Source organism: Micromonospora sp. CPCC 205558, assembly GCF_036902955.1.
Taxonomy (GTDB): Bacteria; Actinomycetota; Actinomycetes; order Mycobacteriales; family Micromonosporaceae; genus Micromonospora.
The window spans coordinates 55,755-74,304 of record NZ_JBAKHR010000013.1 but is presented as its reverse complement, the minus strand read 5'-3'; the positions used below and the strand labels follow the sequence as shown (position 1 = coordinate 74,304).

Sequence of the window (18,550 nt, the reverse complement as noted above, 5' to 3'; positions counted from 1 at the left end):
GTCGCATCTCAGGCGCGGTCGCGCACCAGGCCGATCAGTCGTGCCGCGGTGGACCGGTCGGTGACCTTGGTGACGACCTGGATCTGGCAGGCGCGGTCCCGCAGGGCGAACTCGGCGACGCCGCCCGAGGCGAAGCGGATGCCATCGGAGCCGGGCTCGGTAGGTCCGTACGCGGATTCGGCCGGCAGGTTGCCGCCGACGGCGGTGCCAGCGCTGCCGATCTCGATGGTGATCGAGTGGTAGGTATCCGGGTTCTCCCAGGCGCAGGAGCTGCCCCCGTCGCCGGAGCCGCCGGCCTGAGGGCCGCTGTCGCCGATGGCTCCGATCACCTGCCTGACCTCGTTGAGGGATAACAGCGCGCAGGCGTCGACCGGCTTCGCTTCGGCCTCCGTCGCGCCGGCCGAGGAAGGTGGATCACCGCCCGCCGCCGACTGCTCCGCCTGGGTGGACCCGCAGGCCGCCACGCCGCTGAGCACGACTGCGGCGGCGGCGCACGCCCACCACCGACCTCGCCATCGATTCTCTCCGTTCGTCATGTGCTGGCCTCCTGTGCTGTCGATTCATTCCGTGCTGGGGGCGGTCCCAGCAGCTCGATGCCGTGCCGGGCGGCGGCATGGCCGAGTGCGGCGGGGTCGATCGGTGCCGGGTCGGGCAGACGCCGATCGTGTGCGGGGGTGCCGGCCTCGGCGGCGAACTGCTCGAACCCGGACGGGGTGGTGATCTGCAGGGCACGCAGCGGCTCGTCGGGTCCGACGAGGAAGGTGTGTGGCAGCCCGACGGGCAGTAGGACGAAATCGCCAGGCCCGGCGGTGAAGGCGTCACCGTCGCAGCGGAACTCGGCGGTGCCGGCCAGTAGGTAGAAAAGTTCGTCCTCGTGCTGGTGCCGGTGCAGAGGCGCGGCGAAGCCGGGTGGATTGATGAATTCGACGACGGTGAGACGGCTGCGGGTCTGCTCGCCGGTCGCCTTGACGGTCATCAGGCTGCCGACGAACCAGTGGGCTTCTCCCTCGCCGGCGCGGCGCAGATACGGGCGGACGGACATGTCGTCGCCTCTCCAACTGATAGATGATGTCTATTCACTAGCCAGCGTATAGCGAATATGTTGCTAGTATGGCGAAGTCATGGACGATGTCAAGGACGGAAAGCCGACTCGGCGCTACCGCTCCGCGGTGCGTGAGGAGAGTGCGCGGCGCACCCGGCGGGCGGTGGTCGGCGCGGCTGCGGAGTTGTTCGTCGAACGTGGTTACGCCGGCACCTCGTTGGCTGATGTGGCGGCCGCCGCAGGCGTCGCGCGTCCGACCGTGTTCGCCGCGTTCGGGTCGAAGCCGGCGCTGCTGCGACAGGTCCTCGACGAGGCGCTCGCCGGCGACGACGAACCGGTACCTGTCGCGCAACGGCCCTGGTTCCGGCCGGTCTTCGAGGCCGACACGCAGGCCGGCGTCCTGCACGCGTACGCCGGTGTGTGCACCCTGATCGGCAGGCGCGCGGCGCGGATCTTCGAGACCGTGCGGCGGGCGGCAGACGAGGCGTCGGAGGTCGCCGACGTCTGGGAGACGCTGCTGCGCAACCGTCGCGCGGGCGCCCGGATGGTGGTCGAACGAGGTCGTTCGCTCGGCCCGCTGCGCCAAGGCTCCGACGTCGAGCGGGCGGTCGACACGCTGTGGATCTTCAACGACCCGGCCCACTATGACGCGTTGGTGCTGCGTTGCGGCTGGACCGAGGACTCGTTCAGCGACTGGCTGTCCGAACGTATGCAGGACGCGCTGCTGGTCCGCTGACCCGGTTGGGTCCTGTCGGTGAGGTGCTGTTCCTCCGGCGAGCATTGCCGAACTGCCCGACGGCTGATCCGGCGCGGGGCCTGGCCGGGGCTGATAGACAGGACTCGTGCGCTACCGCCTCGCTGTCGTGCTCGCGCTCGTCGCGCTGCTCGGCGGATGCTCACGGCCGGAACCCCGCCCCACGTCCGCCGCGCCGCAGCCGACGTCGGCGAGCCCCACCCCCGCGCCGACTCCGTCGACCTCCGTGGCGGCCCCGCTGCCGGGGTTCGTGGTGCTGACCGACTTCGACCCGCGCATCCACGCCGACATCCGCTACGCCACGCCGCACAACTTCGTCGGCCGGCCGATCGCCGGCTACCGTGAGCCGCTGTGCCTGCTTACCCGGCAGGCGGCCGAGGCGTTGCGCCGCGTACAGGATGCCGCGCTGGCCGGTGGGCACAGCCTCAAGGTGTACGACTGCTACCGCCCGCAACCGGCGGTGGACGACTTCGTCGCCTGGTCGAAGCGCCCCGATGAGCAGCAGACGAAGGCCGAGTTCTACCCGGACCTGGCGAAGAACCGGCTCTTCGCCGACGGTTACATCGGGGCGCCCACCGCGCACAGTCGCGGCAGCACCCTGGACCTGACCCTGGTCGACGAGCCTGCCGCCAGCCAACCTCCGTACCGGGTCGGGCAACCGCTGGTCGCCTGCACCGCGCCGCGCGGGCAGCGTTTCGCGGACAACAGCATCGACATGGGGACGGGCTTCGACTGTTTCGACCCCCGGGCGCACACCGCAGACCCCCGGATCACCGGGACGGCACGCGACAACCGTCGGTTGTTGCAGCGGCTGATGACCGACGCCGGGTTCGTCAACTACGACCGCGAGTGGTGGCACTACAGCCTGCGCGACGAGCCGTACCCGGACACGTTCTTCGCCGCCCCGGTCGCCCGATCCTCGGTCGGCTGACCCCGGCCCGACCCCGCAGCCGCCGTCCGGCATGATCATTTCAATGACCACCGAACGGATCGGCCCCCCGGTTACCGGCGACGAGCGGGAGACAGTACGCGCGTTCCTGGACTTCCACCGCGCCACGCTGGCCCTCAAGTGCGAGGGTCTCTCCGATGAGGAGCTGCGCCGGCAGTCCATGCCGCCCTCCACGCTCTCCCTGCTCGGCCTGGTGCGCCACATGGCGGAGGTGGAACGCGCCTGGTTCCGCCGGGTCATCGATGGCGAGGACGTTGGGTTGGTGTGGTCGGAGACCGGCGACTTCCAGCAGGCGTACGACGCCAGCTCGACCACTCGCGCCGAAGCGTTCGACGCCTGGCAGCGCGAGGTCGAGCATGCCCGCCGGATCGAGCGGGCGGCCGCGTCGCTCGACGTGACCGGCGTCAACGTCCGCTCCGGCGAGACCGTGTCACTGCGGCTGGTGATGTTGCACCTGATCCACGAGTACGCCCGGCACAACGGCCACGCCGACTTTCTGCGCGAGGGCATCGACGGGACCGTCGGCGTCTAGCCCGCAAAAGGGGCGCGGTCAGGTCGAGTAGGGGGTTCGGCACCCCGTCGACCCGATCGGCCGCCCCGCGATTGACGACGCCCAACCGGAGGAATAACCTCTCATCTATCTGTAAACCTTGTGAACAGATGTATCTCGACGCGGCGGCGCGCGTCCCGACCGAAGGGACGATCAGGTGATCGCAGAACTCTCCTCCCGTACCAGACGAATCCTGTCGTTGTTCGTCGCTCTGATCGTCGCGGTGACCGCCGGTGTCGCGGTCAGCGCCTCGCGCAGCGCCCAGGCCGCGCCGACGTTCAAGGTGCTGGCCTTCTACAACGGCACCTGGGACGCCGCGCACATCGACTTCGTCAAGGACGCCCGGGCCTGGTTCCCGCAGGCCGCCGCCCAGTACGGCTTCTCCTGGGAGGCCACCAACAACTGGGGTCTGTTGAACACCGCCAACCTGGCCCAGTACAAGGTCATCATGTTCCTGGACGACGCGCCGCCCAGCGGGCAGCGGGCCGCTTTCCAGCAGTACATGCAGAACGGCGGGGCGTGGCTCGGCTTCCACGTCAGCGCGTGGACCGACAACCCGTCGAGCTGGAGCTGGTACTACAACACCTTCCTCGGCACCGGCTCGTTCCAGACGAACACCTGGGGGCCCACCCGGGTCACGATGCGCGCCGACAACCGCACCCACGCCGCCACCCGCAACCTCCCGGCGACCTTCCCGTCGTCGATCAGTGAGTGGTACTCCTGGAGCAACGACCTGCGGCAGAACCCCAACATCGACATCCTCGCCTCGGTCGATCCATCCAGCTTCCCGGTCGGCACCGACCCCAACCAGTCCTGGTACGGCGGGTACTACCCGCTGGTCTGGAGCAACCGGCAGTACAAGATGCTCTACGTCAACTTCGGCCACAACGCGATGAACTACAGCACCAACACCGGGCTGTCCTCCACCTTCGACAGCGCTCAGCAGAACAAGCTGCTGATCGACGGACTGCACTGGCTCGCCGGTGTGGGCACCGTCCCCCCGACCACGCCCCCACCGTCCGACGGCACGATCTCGCCGACCGCCTGGCACACAGTGGTCAACCGGGGCAACGGCAAGTGCGTGGACGCGCGGGCCGCGGCGAGCGCGAACGGCACGGCCATCCAGCAGTACGCGTGCAACAGCAGCGCCGCGCAGCAGTACCAGTTCGTGCCGACCAGCGGCGGGTACCTGCGGATCAACAACCGCAACAACAGCGCCCAGGTGCTCGACGTGACCGACCGGTCGACCGCCGACTCGGCGCGCATCCAGCTCTGGTCCTACAGCGGCGGCAACAACCAGCAGTGGCGGGCCGAGCCCGAGGGCGGTGGCTACTACCGCCTGGTCAACCGCAACAGTGGCAAGTGTCTCGACGTGCCGGGAGCCGCCACGGCGGACAGCGTCCAGCTCATCCAGTACACCTGCAACGGCACCGCGGCGCAGTCCTTCCGGCTGGTGCCGCAGTCATAGCTCCACTGCCGCGTCCGCGCCGGGGTGATCCGCGACCCGCCCCGGCGCGGTGCTGACGGCGCGAGCAGGTCTCCACCATGGCGGCCAGTCCGCCGGAGACCAGCCCGACCTCCGATGCCCTGGTTAATCGGTTGCTCGCTCAGACGAGGGCTGATGAGCTACCCGAAACCACCACCAGATTGAGGGAGTAGTAATGCGAGCTGCGTCGATGTCCGGCCAGAAGGGACCTGTCACCTACCTGAAGGACACGACGCTTCGTGAAGACCCTCAATCTCGGCATCCTGGCGCACGTCGACGCCGGTAAGACCAGCCTGACCGAACGACTGCTGTACGCCGTCGGCGTGACCGACCGGCTCGGCAGCGTCGACGCCGGCAGCACCCGCACCGACTCCCTGGCACTGGAGCGGCAACGGGGGATCACCATCCGCTCGGCCGTCGTCTCCTTCGTGCTGGACGACGTGACCGTCAACCTGATCGACACGCCCGGTCACCCGGACTTCATCGCCGAGGTCGAGCGGGTGCTCGGCGTCCTCGACGGTGCGGTGCTGGTGATCTCCGCGGTCGAGGGCGTCCAGCCGCAGACCCGGGTGCTGATGCGTACGCTGCGCCGGCTGCGCATCCCCACGTTGATCTTCGTGAACAAGGTCGACCGGGCGGGGGCGGACCCCGAACGGGTGGTGCGGGCCGTCGCGGAGAAGCTGACCGCGTCCGTGGTGGCCATGGGGTCGGTCGCGCGGACCGGCACCCGGGACGCCCACTGCGCGCCGTACGGTCCCGCCGACGTCGGCTTCACCGACCGGCTGCTCGACCTGCTCGCCGCTCAGGACGACGCGCTGCTCGCCGACTGGGTGGCGGACCCCGCGGCGCTGCCGTACCCACGGCTGCGCCGGGCGCTGGCCGAGCGGACCCGGCGGGCGCAGGTCCAGCCGGTGTTCGCCGGCTCGGCCATCACCGGCGTCGGAGTGGACGCGCTGATCGCCGGGATCACCGAACTGCTGCCCACGGCCCAGGGCGACGCCGAGGCTCCGGTCTCCGGCACCGTGTTCGCCATCGAGCGCGGCCCTGCAGGAGAGAAGATCGCGCTGGTCCGGCTCTTCGTCGGCACCATCCGGGTTCGGGACCGGATCCGGGTCGGTGCGACCGGCGCCTCGGTGGTCACCGCGGTACGCGTCGTCGCCGACGGGACCGACGTCGCGGCGTCATCGGTCGGCGCGGGTCACATCGCGCGACTGTGGGGCCTCACCCGGGCGCGGATCGGTGACCCGGTCGGCGTACCCCCGGAGCGTGCCGGCGCGGATCGCCAGTTCGCGCCGCCCACCCTGGAGACCGTCGTGGTCCCGGCCCGTGCCGCGGACCGGGTCACGATGCACGCCGCCCTGAGCCAGCTCGCCGAACAGGATCCGCTGATCAACCTCCGGCAGGACGACCGGCAGCACGAGGTCAGCGTCTCGCTCTACGGCGAGGTGCAGAAGGAGGTCATCCAGGCCACCCTGGCCGAGGACTTCGGGGTGGCGGTGACCTTCCGGGAAACCAGCACGGTGCACGTGGAGCGGGTCTGCGGCGTGGGCGAGGCGGTCGAGGTGATCGCCGTGGCGCCCAACCCGTTCCTGGCAACCGTCGGGCTGCGGGTGGCGCCGGCGCCGGTCGGCATGGGCGTGAGCTTCCGACTCGGCGTCGAACTGGGCTCGATGCCACCGGCGTTCTTCGCCGCCGTCGAGGAGACCGTGCACCGGACGCTGCGCCAAGGGCTGTACGGCTGGCAGATCCCCGACTGCGAGGTGACGATGACCCGCGCCGGCTACTGGGCCCGGCAGAGCCACTCCCATGGCACCTTCGACAAGAGCATGTCCAGCACCGCAGGGGACTTCCGCAATCTCACCCCGCTGGTGCTGATGACCGCGCTCACCCGGGCCGGCACCCGGGTACACGAGCCGGTGCACCGGTTCCGGCTGGAGGCGCCGGGCGACGTCCTCGGCACTCTGCTGCCGGCGCTCGCCCGGCTCGACGCGGTACCGACCGACACCACCGGGCAGGGCACCTCGTACCTGGTGGAGGGGGAGATCCCGGCGGGCCGGGTGCACGCGCTGGAGCGCCGCCTGCCGTCGCTGACCCGGGGCGAGGGCGTGCTCGAAACCGCATTCGACAGGTACCTGCCGGTGCGGGGCCCGGCACCCACCCGGGCACGCTGGGACCACAACCCGCTGGACCGCAGGAACTACCTGCTGGCGGTGGCCCGCAGGGTCGTCGGTGGCCGGTAGCCGGCGCGGCCGGGCCGCGCGATATCCATTGCGGAGCCGGCCCGGCCCGCCTAGCGTCATCGGCGCAAGGGCCGGCGCCCGGACGGTGGGGCGCAAGGTCAATGGACAGATTCCGGGGAGTACGCCGTGTCGCAGCGCAATCGCACCGAAGCCACCTGGCTGACGCCAGGTGCGTGTGCCGCATTGCCCTCCGGCGTGCGGTACCGCAGTCTCGGCCGGCCCGGTCACGGGCGGCGCCACCTCTGACGCCAGCGCGTCAGGCGCCGCCGCCCACCCCCTGAGGTTCGGGCGGCCTTTTCGTATCCGACGAGCTTGCGCACCCGGCTGCCCGGCGTGCGATCACGTCCGGTCACCGCTCGGCGGTGACACGGCACGACACAAGGAGACCATGATGGGATTCACCCCGCTCGCCGGTACCCGGGCACCGGTCCGGGTCTGGACCGACCCGTACGCCATCGAACCGCAGGCGGCCAAGCAGCTGCGCAACATCGGCGCGCTGCCCTGGGTGCAGGGTGTCGCCGTCATGCCCGACGTGCACTTCGGCAAGGGCGCCACGGTCGGGTCGGTGATCGCGATGCGGCAGGCCGTCTCGCCGGCCGCGGTCGGCGTCGACATCGGCTGCGGAATGTCGGCGGTACGCACCTCGCTGACCGCCGCCGACCTGCCGGACGACCTGGCCGCGCTGCGCTCCGCGATCGAGGCCACCATCCCGGTCGGCTTCGCCCAGCGCACCGACTCGGTCGACACGCGGCGGATCCGGGGCCTGGAGCAGGCCGGCTGGGATGACTTCTGGCGTCGGTTCGCCGGCCTGGACCGGCGGGTGGCGCAGCTGGAGACGCGGGCGCAGCGGCAGATCGGCACCCTCGGCGGCGGCAACCACTTCATCGAGGTGTGCCTGGAGCAGGGCGGCGCCGACGAGGGGCGGGTCTGGCTGATGCTGCACTCCGGCTCCCGCAACATCGGCAAGGAGCTGGCCGAGCGGCACATCAGTGTGGCCCGAGGGCTGCCGCACAACGTCGACCTTCCGGACCGGGATCTGGCCGTGTTCCTCGCCGGAACGCCGGAGATGGACGCGTACCGGCGGGATCTGTGGTGGGCGCAGGAGTACGCGCGGCGTAACCGGGCGGTCATGCTGGCCCTGCTCTGCGGCGTGGTGCGCGAGCACTTCCCGCAGGTCGGCTACGACGAGCCGATCTCGTGTCACCACAACTACGTCTCCGAGGAGAGCTACGACGGGGTGGACGTGCTGGTGACCCGCAAGGGCGCGATCCGGGCCGGCCGGGGTGACCTGGGCATCATCCCCGGGTCGATGGGCACCGGGTCGTACATCGTGCGGGGGCGGGGAAACCCGGACGCGTACTGCTCGGCGTCGCACGGGGCGGGGCGTCGGATGTCCCGGGCGCAGGCCAAGCGGACGTTCAGCACCGAGGACCTGGCCGCGCAGACCGCCGGGGTGGAGTGCCGCAAGGACGCCGGGGTGGTCGACGAGATTCCCGGCGCGTACAAGGACATCACCGAGGTGATGGCCCAGCAGGAGGACCTGGTCGAGGTGGTCGCGCACCTCAAGCAGGTGGTCTGCGTGAAGGGCTGAGAGGCCGCGCGGGCCGGGTTCACCGGCCCGCGCGGCACCGGCTCAATGGCACCGGTTCAGTGCCACCGGCCCGCGCGGCGTCGTCTCAGAAGCCGACGAAGACCCTGCGCAGGTCGTCGAGGGTCACCGCGCCGGTTGCCTGCACCCCGGTGGGCGTGTGCTGGGGGCCCAGCCGTCCGGTGGCCAGCCGCAGCCACGCCTCGGCCGGGGCCACCACCTCGCCATCGGGACGCTCCGGCGCGTCGACGATCTCGACCTTCTCGCCCAGCCGCAGCCCGAACGTCCGCTCGGGCGCGTGCAGCCGGACCAGCAGGGTGGTCTCCCGGCCGGCCAGCTCCTGCGGTCGGCTGGTCCAGGCCAGCATGCCGCCGATCTGGTCGAGCAGCAGCGCCACCGCCCCCGGCGTCACCGCCGCGAACGGGTTGAACGCCACCTCGGCGTCCCACTGGTGCAGGGCGAACTCGCTGAGCCGGAACCGACCCGCGGTGGCCACGTCGACCGGCTCCGGCAGGAAACCGAGGTCGATCCGCATCGAGGCCCGGCTGTCGGCGTCCAGCGCCTCGTACGCCTCGACCAGCCGCTCGTTGCTGGCGAGGAACCCGGCGGCGTGCTCGGCCGGGGACATCGCGTCCCAGCGCGCCCAGACGCCACGGTTGAAGTCCCCGTCCGGGCCGGGCGCGCCGGTGCGGGCGGCGTCCAGCGTCGCCAGGTTGATCTCGGCACCGCTGCCCAGGTGGCTCAGCACCTGCGACACCTGCCACTCGCTGGCCCCCGACGGGCGGAGCAGGTCGTCTTCCTTGAGGTCCCGGACGAGCGCGGCGAGCTCCTCGTGGCCCGCGCGCAGAGCTGTGATGATCTGGTCAGCAGGGGTCGGCATGAATCTCCTCAAACGGATTTTCGACGATGGTCGGGACGCTACCGGACGTGGCCATTGGCCGGCCCACCCCACGGTCGGGGCGTTCCGGCCGGCGGCCACGTCGGTCAGCTCAACCCATGTGCACGGTGTTGCCGGTCGGGATGTCCTCCTTGCGGACCCTCACCAGGATCAGGGTGGCCAGCCCGGCGAGCACGATCAGTGCCGCACCCCAGGCGAAGGCCACCCGGTAGCCGTGCACCAGTGCCTCGACCTGGTTGACCGGGTTCGGCGCCCGGCCGACCAGATAGGCGGCGACCGCGCTGGTGTAGAAGGTGTTCAGCAGGGCGGTGCCGAGCGAGCCACCGATCTGCTGGGTGGCGTTGAGCGTCGCGCTGGCCGCGCCGGCGTCGTGCTCCGGCACCCCGACCAGGGCGAGACTGGACAGCGGGACGAAGGTGAAGCCCAGCCCCAGGCCCAGGATGACCTGCGCGGGCAGCAGGTGGGTGAGGAACGGGGTGTCCACGTCGATCTGGGTCAGCACCAGCATGCCCAGGGCGGCGAGCGCCGCACCGGCGACCATCAGCGGCTTGGCACCCAACCGGGGCATCAGCTGGCTGGCTCCGCCCGCGGCGATCAGCACACCGGCGGTGACCGGCAGGGAGGCGAGACCCGCTTCCAGGGGCTTGTACTGCAGCACCACCTGGAAGTAGAAGGTCAGGAAGAGGAACGCCCCGAACAGACCCGCGCCGATCAGCGTCGAGGTGAGGAACGCCCCGCCCCGGTTGCGGTCCAGCAGGATCCGCAGCGGCAGCAGCGGGTGACTGGAGCGTAGCTCGATCATCACGAAGGCGACGAGCAGCACCACGCCCGCGGCGATGAAACCGAGCGTCGCGGTGGCGTCCCAGCCATCCTCGGCGGCCTTGGTGAAGCCGTACACCAGGGAGACCAGGCCGGCGGTCACCACGATCGCACCGGGTACGTCGTAGCGGGTGTTGCCGTGGGCCCGGCTCTCGGGCACCAGCGGGAGCGCGAAGGCGATGGCGATGGCGGCGACCGGGATGTTGACCAGCAGGCACCAGCGCCAGTCGGCGTACTCGGTGAGCACCCCGCCGAGCAGCAGGCCGACAGCGGACCCACCGCCGGCGATAGCGCCATACACCGCGAAGGCCTTGGCCCGTTCGGTGGTCTCGGTGAAGAGAACGGTGAGCAGCGCCAGCGCGGCAGGGGCGAGCAGCGCACCGAAGGCGCCCTGCAACGCGCGGGCGGCGAAGAGCATCTCACCGGTGGTGGCCAGACCGCCCAGGGCGGAGGCGAGCGCGAAACCGGTCATGCCGACCAGGAAGGTGCGCTTGCGCCCCCAGAAGTCGGCGATGCGACCGCCGAGCAGCAGCAGACCACCGAAGGCCAGCGTGTAGGCGGTGATCACCCACTGCCGGTTCGCGTCGGTGATCCCCAGGTCGGCCTGGGCCTGCGGCAGCGCGATGTTCACGATGGTGGCGTCCAGGACGACCATCAGTTGTGAGACCGCGATGACCGCCAGCGCGATCCAGCGCCGCGGATGCGGTGCGCCTGTCGACGCCCCGGCGTTGGGCGCGCCGGGCGCGGTCGAGGTGGTTCCGGGCATGGTGAAGCCTTCCGTGTTGCGAAAATTCGGTGAATCAGGCCGGCGACGGACGGTCGTGCTGATACCGGAGCACCGGGATCAGCACCTGGTCGACGACCTGGGTGAGGAACGCGTCATCGGCGGGTAGGCCGTGCGCGACGATGCGGGACAAGGTGAGCGCGGGCGCCAGATCGTGGAAGATCTCCCGCTCGCCGGCCTCCGGCGGGATCTCCCCGCGGGCAGCGGCCCGGACCAGGATGGCGGTGCTGGCCACCCGCCCGGCCGGCAGCACCTGGTGGCGCACCAGGCGTTCCAGCTCGGGGTTGGTCCGCATGGCGAAGGTCAACGCCTGCATCAGGTCGCAGTCGGCCGTGCAGATCGCGGCCGTGGCCCGCAGCAACTCGACCAGGTCCCCGCGCAGGGAGCCGGTGTCGGGCGGGTTGTGCACACCCACGTGCCGGTCGCGCAGGGCGGCGATGACCAGCTCGGCCTTGCCGTCCCAGCGCCGGTAGATGGTGGCCTTGCTGACGTGGGCGCGGGCGGCGACGGCGTCGATGGTCATCCGGTCGTAGCCGACCTCGCGCAGGGTCTCGATGACGACGGTGAACAGGTCGCTGTCGGTGCAGCGCGGAGCCCGGGCAACCGGCACCCCGGCGCCCGCGTCCACCTGCTGACTATCCAGCACCCCGACCCCCCGCGAAACGATGTCGTACTGACACTAGTTCGCGGTTCGCTGATCGTGCAGGCTTTCGTGAGTTGCCTCGCACTCAGTCGACGAAACGATCACGTTTCACATGGCGTCAGCCCCGGTGGTCAGGAGCCCAGGGCCACTTCCACCTTCTTGCGGGTGCCCCAGCCGGTGCGCCAGCAGGTGGCGATGCCGTACCAGCGGATCGCCCGCAGCACGACCAGGGCGAACACCACCGCGACAGGCGTGAGGAGCCAGGTGCCCCACTGGTAGGCCGTCGACTGGTCCGATCGTCGTACCGTCAGGTAGCGCAGCGCCTGCCCGTACCCGACGATCAACGGCACCGCCACCAGCCACGGAAGTGCCCGCGGATCGGGGTCGATGATCGGCGACAGGATCGCCACCGCCACGAACAGCACCGTCGCGACCACCGTGGCCGCCCAGCGCAGCAGGTGCAGCCACCACGCGATCGACCGCAACGACAGGTAGCGGACCCGCCACCAGGTCCTGATGAAGCTGCCGCGCATCCAGCGTAGGAACATCCGGCAGAAGTGCCCGGCGTTCTCCGGCATGAGGGAGAACGCGAACGCCGACGGCTGCTGCACGGTCCGCCCCCGGATCATCGCGAAGAGGGTGAGCAGGGAGTCGTCGGAGAAGGGCACCCGCTGGCCGAAGAACGTCTCTGTCAGATACGCGCCGAGGTTGTCGCGAACCACCTCCGCGCGGTAGGCGGCGATCGGGCCCGAGTTCACCCACACGCACCCGAACACCGACAGCGACGACCGGTCGGTGAGCTGCCCGGTCACCAGCCACAGGTCGGTGAACCGGGTGAGGAAGCTGCTGCGGACATTCGCGGCCATCACCACGCCCGCGACGGACTGCACCGCCGGATCGGCGAAGGGCTTCAACAACTCCCGCAGGGCGTTCGGGTCCGAGATGGTGTCCGAGTCCACCGTCCAGTAGACGTCGGCGGACGGAGTCGAGCGCACCGCGGCCGCCTGGGCGTGCCGTTTCCCGGCGTTGGGTTGGATGTGCCAGGCGGCGATGATGCCGTGTACGGGGGCGACGTCGAGAAACCACCGCTTGATCGGCTGGTAGCCCTCGGTCAGCTTCGACCCGTCGTCCACCACGTAGATGGTGTTCGGTCTGCGTGTTTGGAAGATCATGGATTCGAGGCAGGCGCGCAGAGCGCCCGGATCCTCGTTGTACGCCGGCACGATGCCCACCACGTGCAGAGCGTCGAGGTGCCCCTGCATCCGGTCGGTGACCACAACCGGCTTCTCCAGGTAGGAGGTGCCGAGCTGCCAGATCAGCAGGAGGAACATGGCGGCGTACGCGAAGGTGAAGCGGTGACCGCCTCCGTCGATGGCGCCGATCACGGCGAGAACGTGATGGGCGGTCCACGCCGCCGCGGCGGCCAGGACGACCGCCGCGGCGAACAGGACACGACCCCTGGTGACGCTCGCGGTCACTGGCCGACCGACTGCTGACGACGGAACGTCATCCGGATCATGATGAAGCCGACGAGCACGGCGGCGGCTCCGGTGATGGCGATGGTGAGCGGCAGGGGGAGGGTGTAGCTACCGATACCGGCCGCGCCGCCGATCGTGACAACGCCCATACCGGTACGGGGAAGGCTGCCACCGGACATGATGTATCTCCGCTCTGTGAGGGATGTGAGGCTGTCGCGGCGACCGCTTTCCACTGTCGCCGGTTCACCACCGGACTGAGCAGCGAATGTGACTGTGCGCTACGACGCGCTCACGTTCGCAAACATGTCTGTCGAGGTCAATCGCGAAGGTCCCGCGAACCGTCGTCCGGCCAGCCCCGACCGGCGTCCCCGTCACCGGCGTGTCGGCGACGTTCGTACCGGCCCACGGCGTCTGGCCTGCGCTTTCACCGCGTGACCGGGTCGGCTCGGAAAATGCCGACGACGATCTGCGCTGTCGGGTAGACGTCAGGGCCGCACGTCACGCTCGACAAACCGATGACGCATCGGGTTAACACCCGCTCGGGCGAGGCGGTCAGTCGGCGGCGGTGAGGATCACCGGCACGACCGTCGTGTTGATCCGCGAGCCGTCACGCGCGGACACCTCGTACACCTCGATCGTGCCCTTCTGTTCCCGGGTCGTGCGCCAGCCGACCTGCACCCGGTAGCCGCCCCGGCAGCCGCTGCCGCAACTGGCGGTGCCGAAGCCGGTGGCCACCTCCCGGCCGGCGGCGTCCAGCACCCGAACGCTCACCGTGGCCTCGAACACGTCGGCGGTGCCGGTGACGACGAGTGGGGTGGTCACTCGTTCGCCGACGATCGGCCCGGTGACCACGATCGGTGGCAGGAGATCCGCGTAGTCCGCCCGGTCGACCGGCGCCTCCCCGTCGAGGCGGACCTGCCGCACGGTGGGGAACTGGGTGAGCGTCCACACCACCTGCGCCTCGCGCAGCCGCCGCGTGACCGGGTCGCCGCCGGACGGCACCCGCAGCGTCGCCACGCCGTCGGCGATGCGGGTGACCTCGACGCCGGCCGGGAGCAGGGTGGTCATCCCGGTGGCGGCCTCGGCCCGGCTCGGCCCGGCAGCCAGTTCGGTCAGCGCCAGCCGGGACGTCGCGACAGTGGCCGGCCGGGTGCGTCGGGTCGGCACCAGCAGCCCGGCGCGGACGTACCACAGCTCGATGGTCACCAGGTCCGGCCGGCGCGCGCCGGTGGACGCCGCCGCCGACGGACCCGGCGGTCGGTTTGTGGCTGGTGGCGTCGGCTCCGGGGCCCGGGTCGGGGCGGGTTCCGGGCGGTCGGCGGGTGCGGCGCTCGTCGGCGGCGCGGTGGGTGCCGGGCCCAGGTCGCCGGAGCGGGGAGTGCCGCAGCCGGCGAGCAGGAGCGCCGCGACGAGCGCCGGTATGCCCAGCCTGACCGGGCCGAGGCGGCTCATCCCACACCGCCCACCGGGTCAGCGGCGCGTCCGCGCGGACCCGGGTCGGCGGGCCCGTCACCGGGCGGACCGGCCGGCCCGTCAGCGGGTAACTCCAGCCGGAACCGGGTGCCCTCGCCCGGTTCGCTGCGCACTGCCAGCGCGCCGCCGAGCAGGTCGGTGTGCTCCCGCGCGATGGCCAGCCCGAGCCCACTTCCCGGCGCGGAGCGGGACGCGTCGACCTGGTGGAACCGGTCGAACACGCGGGGCAGATGCTCAGCCGGGATGCCGGGCCCCTGGTCGGTGACCTCGAAGACGACCAGGGGGCCCGCGCCCGCCACGCTGGCCGTGATCTCTCCACCGCCGTGCTCGACCGCGTTGGCGACCAGATTGGCCAGCACCCGCTCCAGCCGACGCGGGTCGGTGCGCAACGCGACCGGATCACCGGTGACCCGCACCCGCGCCGCCCAGCCGCGTGTCGCGACGATGCCGTGCAGCAGCGCCAACGCGTCGACCGGCCCGACGACCAACTGCTCCCGTCCGGCGTCCAGCCGGGAGATCTCCATCAGGTCCTCGACCAGCCGGCGTAGCCGGACCACGTCGCCGACCAGCAGCCGGGCGGACGGCTGGGCGGCGTCGGGCAGCTGGTCGAGGTGCTCGCGCAGCAACGACGCCGCGGCCACCAACGCGGTCACCGGGGTACGCAGCTCGTGCGCGACGTCGGCGGTGAACCGCCGCTCGCGGGCCTGCGCGGCCGACAACGCCGCGATCTTCGACTCCAGTGCCTCGGCCATCTCGTTGAACGTCGACGCCCAGACGCTGAACTCGTCGCGCCCGCGTACCGGCAGGCGGGTGGCGAGCAGGCCCTCGGTGAGCGCTCGGGCGGCCCGGCTGGCCCGGCCCACCGGCTCCAACGTGCGGCGGGCCAACGCGTGACCCACGGCGGCGGCGAGCAACACCACGAGCACCCAGCCGGCCACCAACGCGGTGCCCAGCTGACCCAGGTCGGTGGCGACGTCGTTCTCCACGGTGAGGACGTACAGCTCGGCGGTCGAGCCGGGAATCCGCCCGCCGACGACCAGCAGTCGGGGACGCTCCGCCGGCGCGGAGCGCTGGTAGCCGAGCCGCCCGTCCGCGACGACGGCCCGCAACCGGGTGCCCAGCACCGGGGCGTACGCGGGGTGCGAGGCGCGGGTCGGGCCGTCGACGAGCACCACGTGCCGGCCGCTGGCCTCGAAACTGGTGAGCAGTTCGGTGCTGCGCTGCTCGGTCAGCGGCAGGAACTGCCCAGCGAGCACGAGTTGGTAGCGGGCGTCGGCGGCGGCCTCGTGCAGCGACGCGTCCAACCAGGACCGCCGCAGCAGCAGCCCCGTCCCGCCGGCGAGCAGCCCGGCCGAGACGCCGGCGACCAGGACGAACGCGATCGTCAGCCGAAGCCGCAGGCGGCCTGGGAGCACCGCGCGTCCGGCCATCGCCGCCCCCCGTCAGCCCGTCGACAGTTTGTAGCCGGCGCCGCGTACGGTCCGGATCAGCCGTGGCTGCGCCGGATCGTCCTCGATCTTGGCCCGTAGCCGCTGCACGGCAACGTCGACCAGTCGGGAGTCGCCGAGGAAGTCGTGGTTCCAGACCAGGTCCAGCAGCAGCTCCCGGGTGAAGACCTGGCCGGGGCGGCGGGCCAGCTCCAGTAGCAGACGAAACTCGGTGGAGGTCAGCGTCACCTCCCGGCCGTGCTGGCGGACCACGAAGCCACCCGGGTCGATCTCCAGGCCGTCGACCTCGATGACGGTCGACGGGGCCGGCACGTTCACCCGACGCAGCACCGAGCGGACCCGGGCCACCAGCTCGGGCAGGTCGAAGGGCTTGCGCAGGTAGTCGTCCGCGCCGCACTCCAGCCCGACCACCACGTCGATGGTGTCCGTGCGCGCGGTCAGCATCAGGATCGGCACCTGACTGCTCCGCCGGATCTCCCGGCAGACCTGCAGACCGTCCAGGACCGGCAGCATGATGTCGAGCACGATCAGGTCGACCGGGTGCGCGCGGAACGCGGCCAGTGCCTGCCGCCCGTCGATCGCGGTGTCGACCCGGAACCCGGCGCGGCGCAGGCCGAGGGCGGTGACCTCCCGGATCGAGAAGTCGTCCTCGACCACCAACACGCGGCCCTCCATCACCCGAGGGTAGACCCGTTGCCACCGTACGTAGTCCTGGCGAAACGGTCGGCATCGGTGGCCCGGCTGGCCCCCTGACCGACCGTCCAACCGCTACGGTCAGGTGCCTTCGGCACCCCTGAATCAGCTCACTCGAAAGGGCACGACGTGCAACGTCATGGCTGCGTGATCCGACTCCGCCCCGAGCAGCGGGAGAACTACCTGCGGCTACACGCCGAGGTTTGGCCGAGCGTCGAGAAGACGCTGCGCGAGGCGAACTTCCGCAACTACACCATCTTCCTCCACGACGACCTGCTCTTCGGCTACTACGAGTACGTCGGCGACGACTACGAGGCCGATCAGCGGCTGATCGCCGCAGACCCGCAGACGCAGGAGTGGTGGAAGCTGACCGACCCGTGTCAGGAGTCGATCGCCGAGCCCGGGTCCGGGGACTGGTGGGCTCCGATGCGCGAGGTCTGGCACCTGGCCGACGAGGCGTAGCCTCCCGGGCCGCTTCCCGGCGTCGATCATGGAGGTGTGGTGCCCAATGTGATTGGTCTGTGGCGATTTTGTCGCCCACCACAACTCCATGATCGGCGAGGCGGGGAGGTTGCCGGCTCGTTCCGCAGTGCGGGCGCCCGGTGATGTCTTTTACTTGACACCTAAACCTTCTTGGCAGAGCATCGACGCAGGTCGATTGAATCCGTCTCGGGAGGACAACCATGCGCAAAGCCGCCGATCGGGTCGCCGCGGGTCTCGCCGCCGCACTGATCACCACGCTGACCGTGACGCTGCCGGCGTCGCCCGCAGCCGCTGGCGAGCCGGTCCAGAGCCCCGACAAGGGCCTGGTCTTCTACTCCAGCTACCCCACCGAAGTGGTCGGCAGGCAGGCCACTCCCGACGGCGTCTGCCGTCCGGTTCCGGCCGAGGCGACCTGGGTGCTCCCCTGGAGCGGCGGTTTCCGCAGCGTCCCCGGCTACCGGACGGCCGACTGCACCGGGCCGGGGTACGAGCTCAACAACTTCCACAGCTGGCCCGAGGGCCGCTACCTCAGCTACCGGGCCAGTTGACGGACCCGCCTCACCCGATGGATGGCCAACGGCGCCTCTCACCACTGGTGGGCGACGTCGAGCACCACCCGGCTGTGAGTGCCGGGGCCGGCGAGCACGAGCACGCGGAACGGCAACCGCGCCCGTACACCGACGGCGAAGGTGCTGTAGCCCTCGAAGCTGCCGCCGAAGACCACGTCGCGCAGCGTCGGGTAGCGCAGCACGTTCGCCACGTGCTCGCCGACCGCGTAGGGCACGGTGCCCAGGTGGTCGTCGTCGTACGCGGGGGCCCGTAGCGAGACCCGCAGCAGCGCGCCCCCGGCGGTGTACGGCGACAGCGCCAGCCCTTCGCCCTCGGTCCACGTCTCGCCGTAGCCGATCGAGTAGCCGTCGACCGGGCCGTTGAACTCGAACACCACCCGGTCGTAGCAGTCGTGCCGGCCGGTCCGTACCTCGACCAGCGGGGCGTCGCTCAGCGCGCCGGCCGACTTGTCCGCGCTGCCCCAGGTGATCCCGCAGTACGGCGACGCGGTCGTGCCGCCCGCCGTGCTGCTGCCGGCGCTGGCGACCAGCCCGGCGAGGACGACCGCCAACGCGGTCACCGCGCTCCTGATCCTCATTGTGGTTTCTCCGTTCGGTGTCGGGGCCACGTCGCGGCGGTGCTGCCGGTGACCCTCTGCCGCCACCGTCGTCCT

The 18,550-nt window shown here is 71.0% G+C and carries 19 protein-coding genes; 8 read left to right on the top strand and 11 right to left on the bottom strand.

Annotated elements, in window-relative coordinates:
- Window positions 1-8: 8 nt before the first annotated feature.
- Both V6U86_RS17385 and V6U86_RS17380 read right to left on the bottom strand, forming a co-directional pair.
- On the bottom strand, window positions 9-536 hold the full coding sequence (locus V6U86_RS17385) for a DUF3558 family protein (RefSeq protein WP_334504523.1): 528 nt from the start codon (window positions 534-536) through the stop codon (window positions 9-11).
- Window positions 533-1,042 (bottom strand): quercetin 2,3-dioxygenase, encoded by a 510-nt coding sequence (locus V6U86_RS17380; RefSeq protein ID WP_334504521.1) that lies wholly within the window; start codon window positions 1,040-1,042, stop codon window positions 533-535. The genes V6U86_RS17385 and V6U86_RS17380 overlap by 4 nt, the downstream gene beginning before the upstream one ends.
- Before the next feature lie 79 nt (window positions 1,043-1,121).
- Between V6U86_RS17380 and V6U86_RS17375 the strand changes: the two genes are divergently transcribed.
- The 6 genes from V6U86_RS17375 (at window position 1,122) to V6U86_RS17350 (ending at window position 8,612) form a co-directional block, all read left to right on the top strand.
- A complete protein-coding gene (locus tag V6U86_RS17375) occupies window positions 1,122-1,778 on the top strand; it encodes a TetR/AcrR family transcriptional regulator (RefSeq protein WP_334504519.1) in 657 nt (218 codons plus the stop codon).
- Between the two features lie 106 nt (window positions 1,779-1,884).
- On the top strand, window positions 1,885-2,727 hold the full coding sequence (locus V6U86_RS17370; RefSeq protein WP_334504517.1) for a M15 family metallopeptidase: 843 nt from the start codon (window positions 1,885-1,887) through the stop codon (window positions 2,725-2,727).
- A 43-nt stretch (window positions 2,728-2,770) separates the two neighbouring features.
- On the top strand, window positions 2,771-3,277 hold the full coding sequence (locus V6U86_RS17365) for a DinB family protein (protein ID WP_334504514.1): 507 nt from the start codon (window positions 2,771-2,773) through the stop codon (window positions 3,275-3,277).
- A gap of 175 nt (window positions 3,278-3,452) precedes the next feature.
- On the top strand, window positions 3,453-4,763 hold the full coding sequence (locus tag V6U86_RS17360; protein WP_334504512.1) for an RICIN domain-containing protein: 1,311 nt from the start codon (window positions 3,453-3,455) through the stop codon (window positions 4,761-4,763).
- Between the two features lie 257 nt (window positions 4,764-5,020).
- A complete protein-coding gene (locus V6U86_RS17355) occupies window positions 5,021-7,021 on the top strand; it encodes a translation factor GTPase family protein (protein ID WP_334504510.1) in 2,001 nt (666 codons plus the stop codon).
- A 391-nt stretch (window positions 7,022-7,412) separates the two neighbouring features.
- Window positions 7,413-8,612, top strand: a complete 1,200-nt coding sequence (locus V6U86_RS17350; RefSeq protein WP_334504507.1) for an RtcB family protein — start codon at window positions 7,413-7,415, stop codon at window positions 8,610-8,612.
- A gap of 85 nt (window positions 8,613-8,697) precedes the next feature.
- On the opposite strand, the gene V6U86_RS17345 is transcribed toward V6U86_RS17350, so the two are convergent.
- The 8 genes from V6U86_RS17345 to V6U86_RS17310 all read right to left on the bottom strand — a co-directional run bounded on the left by V6U86_RS17345 (window position 8,698) and on the right by V6U86_RS17310 (window position 16,827).
- The gene (locus V6U86_RS17345; protein WP_334504505.1) at window positions 8,698-9,489 is read right to left on the bottom strand and encodes a maleylpyruvate isomerase family mycothiol-dependent enzyme; all 792 of its coding nucleotides are present in this window, start codon (window positions 9,487-9,489) and stop codon (window positions 8,698-8,700) included.
- Between the two features lie 109 nt (window positions 9,490-9,598).
- A complete protein-coding gene (locus tag V6U86_RS17340; RefSeq protein ID WP_334504503.1) occupies window positions 9,599-11,092 on the bottom strand; it encodes a DHA2 family efflux MFS transporter permease subunit in 1,494 nt (497 codons plus the stop codon).
- A 34-nt stretch (window positions 11,093-11,126) separates the two neighbouring features.
- Window positions 11,127-11,756 (bottom strand): TetR/AcrR family transcriptional regulator, encoded by a 630-nt coding sequence (locus V6U86_RS17335; RefSeq protein ID WP_334504500.1) that lies wholly within the window; start codon window positions 11,754-11,756, stop codon window positions 11,127-11,129.
- Window positions 11,757-11,884: 128 nt separating this feature from the next.
- Entirely contained in the window at window positions 11,885-13,231 is a 1,347-nt protein-coding gene (locus tag V6U86_RS17330) for a glycosyltransferase (protein WP_334504497.1), read from the bottom strand.
- The gene (locus V6U86_RS17325) at window positions 13,228-13,410 is read right to left on the bottom strand and encodes a hypothetical protein (RefSeq protein WP_334504495.1); all 183 of its coding nucleotides are present in this window, start codon (window positions 13,408-13,410) and stop codon (window positions 13,228-13,230) included. The genes V6U86_RS17330 and V6U86_RS17325 overlap by 4 nt, the downstream gene beginning before the upstream one ends.
- Before the next feature lie 373 nt (window positions 13,411-13,783).
- Window positions 13,784-14,683 carry a Gmad2 immunoglobulin-like domain-containing protein gene (locus V6U86_RS17320; RefSeq protein WP_334504493.1) on the bottom strand — a complete coding sequence of 300 codons (900 nt, stop codon included), beginning with the start codon at window positions 14,681-14,683 and terminating at the stop codon, window positions 13,784-13,786.
- Window positions 14,680-16,134: a sensor histidine kinase gene (locus V6U86_RS17315; RefSeq protein WP_334504490.1), complete on the bottom strand. Its 1,455-nt coding sequence runs from the start codon at window positions 16,132-16,134 to the stop codon at window positions 14,680-14,682. The genes V6U86_RS17320 and V6U86_RS17315 overlap by 4 nt, the downstream gene beginning before the upstream one ends.
- 12 nt (window positions 16,135-16,146) lie before the next feature.
- Complete coding sequence (locus tag V6U86_RS17310) at window positions 16,147-16,827, bottom strand: response regulator transcription factor (protein WP_334504488.1); 681 nt, start codon at window positions 16,825-16,827, stop codon at window positions 16,147-16,149.
- Between the two features lie 165 nt (window positions 16,828-16,992).
- On the opposite strand from V6U86_RS17310, the gene V6U86_RS17305 reads away from it, so the two are divergent.
- Together V6U86_RS17305 and V6U86_RS17300 are read left to right on the top strand one after the other, a co-directional pair.
- Entirely contained in the window at window positions 16,993-17,307 is a 315-nt protein-coding gene (locus V6U86_RS17305; protein WP_244236292.1) for an L-rhamnose mutarotase, read from the top strand.
- Between the two features lie 221 nt (window positions 17,308-17,528).
- Window positions 17,529-17,876 (top strand): hypothetical protein, encoded by a 348-nt coding sequence (locus V6U86_RS17300; protein WP_334504483.1) that lies wholly within the window; start codon window positions 17,529-17,531, stop codon window positions 17,874-17,876.
- 38 nt (window positions 17,877-17,914) lie between these two features.
- On the opposite strand, the gene V6U86_RS17295 is transcribed toward V6U86_RS17300, so the two are convergent.
- Entirely contained in the window at window positions 17,915-18,475 is a 561-nt protein-coding gene (locus tag V6U86_RS17295; RefSeq protein ID WP_334504480.1) for an AMIN-like domain-containing (lipo)protein, read from the bottom strand.
- Window positions 18,476-18,550: the final 75 nt, after the last annotated feature.

What these genes read in the sequence shown, in the direction of transcription:
- V6U86_RS17325 (WP_334504495.1), bottom strand. Translation starts at nt 13,410, where the DNA reads ATGTCCGGTGGCAGCCTTCCCCGTACCGGTATGGGCGTTGTCACGATC.
- V6U86_RS17365 (WP_334504514.1), top strand. Translation starts at nt 2,771, where the DNA reads ATGACCACCGAACGGATCGGCCCCCCGGTTACCGGCGACGAGCGGGAG.
- V6U86_RS17340 (WP_334504503.1), bottom strand. Translation starts at nt 11,092, where the DNA reads ATGCCCGGAACCACCTCGACCGCGCCCGGCGCGCCCAACGCCGGGGCG.
- V6U86_RS17375 (WP_334504519.1), top strand. Translation starts at nt 1,122, where the DNA reads ATGGACGATGTCAAGGACGGAAAGCCGACTCGGCGCTACCGCTCCGCG.
- V6U86_RS17315 (WP_334504490.1), bottom strand. Translation starts at nt 16,134, where the DNA reads ATGGCCGGACGCGCGGTGCTCCCAGGCCGCCTGCGGCTTCGGCTGACG.
- V6U86_RS17300 (WP_334504483.1), top strand. Translation starts at nt 17,529, where the DNA reads ATGCGCAAAGCCGCCGATCGGGTCGCCGCGGGTCTCGCCGCCGCACTG.
- V6U86_RS17380 (WP_334504521.1), bottom strand. Translation starts at nt 1,042, where the DNA reads ATGTCCGTCCGCCCGTATCTGCGCCGCGCCGGCGAGGGAGAAGCCCAC.
- V6U86_RS17350 (WP_334504507.1), top strand. Translation starts at nt 7,413, where the DNA reads ATGGGATTCACCCCGCTCGCCGGTACCCGGGCACCGGTCCGGGTCTGG.
- V6U86_RS17320 (WP_334504493.1), bottom strand. Translation starts at nt 14,683, where the DNA reads ATGAGCCGCCTCGGCCCGGTCAGGCTGGGCATACCGGCGCTCGTCGCG.
- V6U86_RS17295 (WP_334504480.1), bottom strand. Translation starts at nt 18,475, where the DNA reads ATGAGGATCAGGAGCGCGGTGACCGCGTTGGCGGTCGTCCTCGCCGGG.
- V6U86_RS17310 (WP_334504488.1), bottom strand. Translation starts at nt 16,827, where the DNA reads ATGGAGGGCCGCGTGTTGGTGGTCGAGGACGACTTCTCGATCCGGGAG.
- V6U86_RS17345 (WP_334504505.1), bottom strand. Translation starts at nt 9,489, where the DNA reads ATGCCGACCCCTGCTGACCAGATCATCACAGCTCTGCGCGCGGGCCAC.
- V6U86_RS17385 (WP_334504523.1), bottom strand. Translation starts at nt 536, where the DNA reads ATGACGAACGGAGAGAATCGATGGCGAGGTCGGTGGTGGGCGTGCGCC.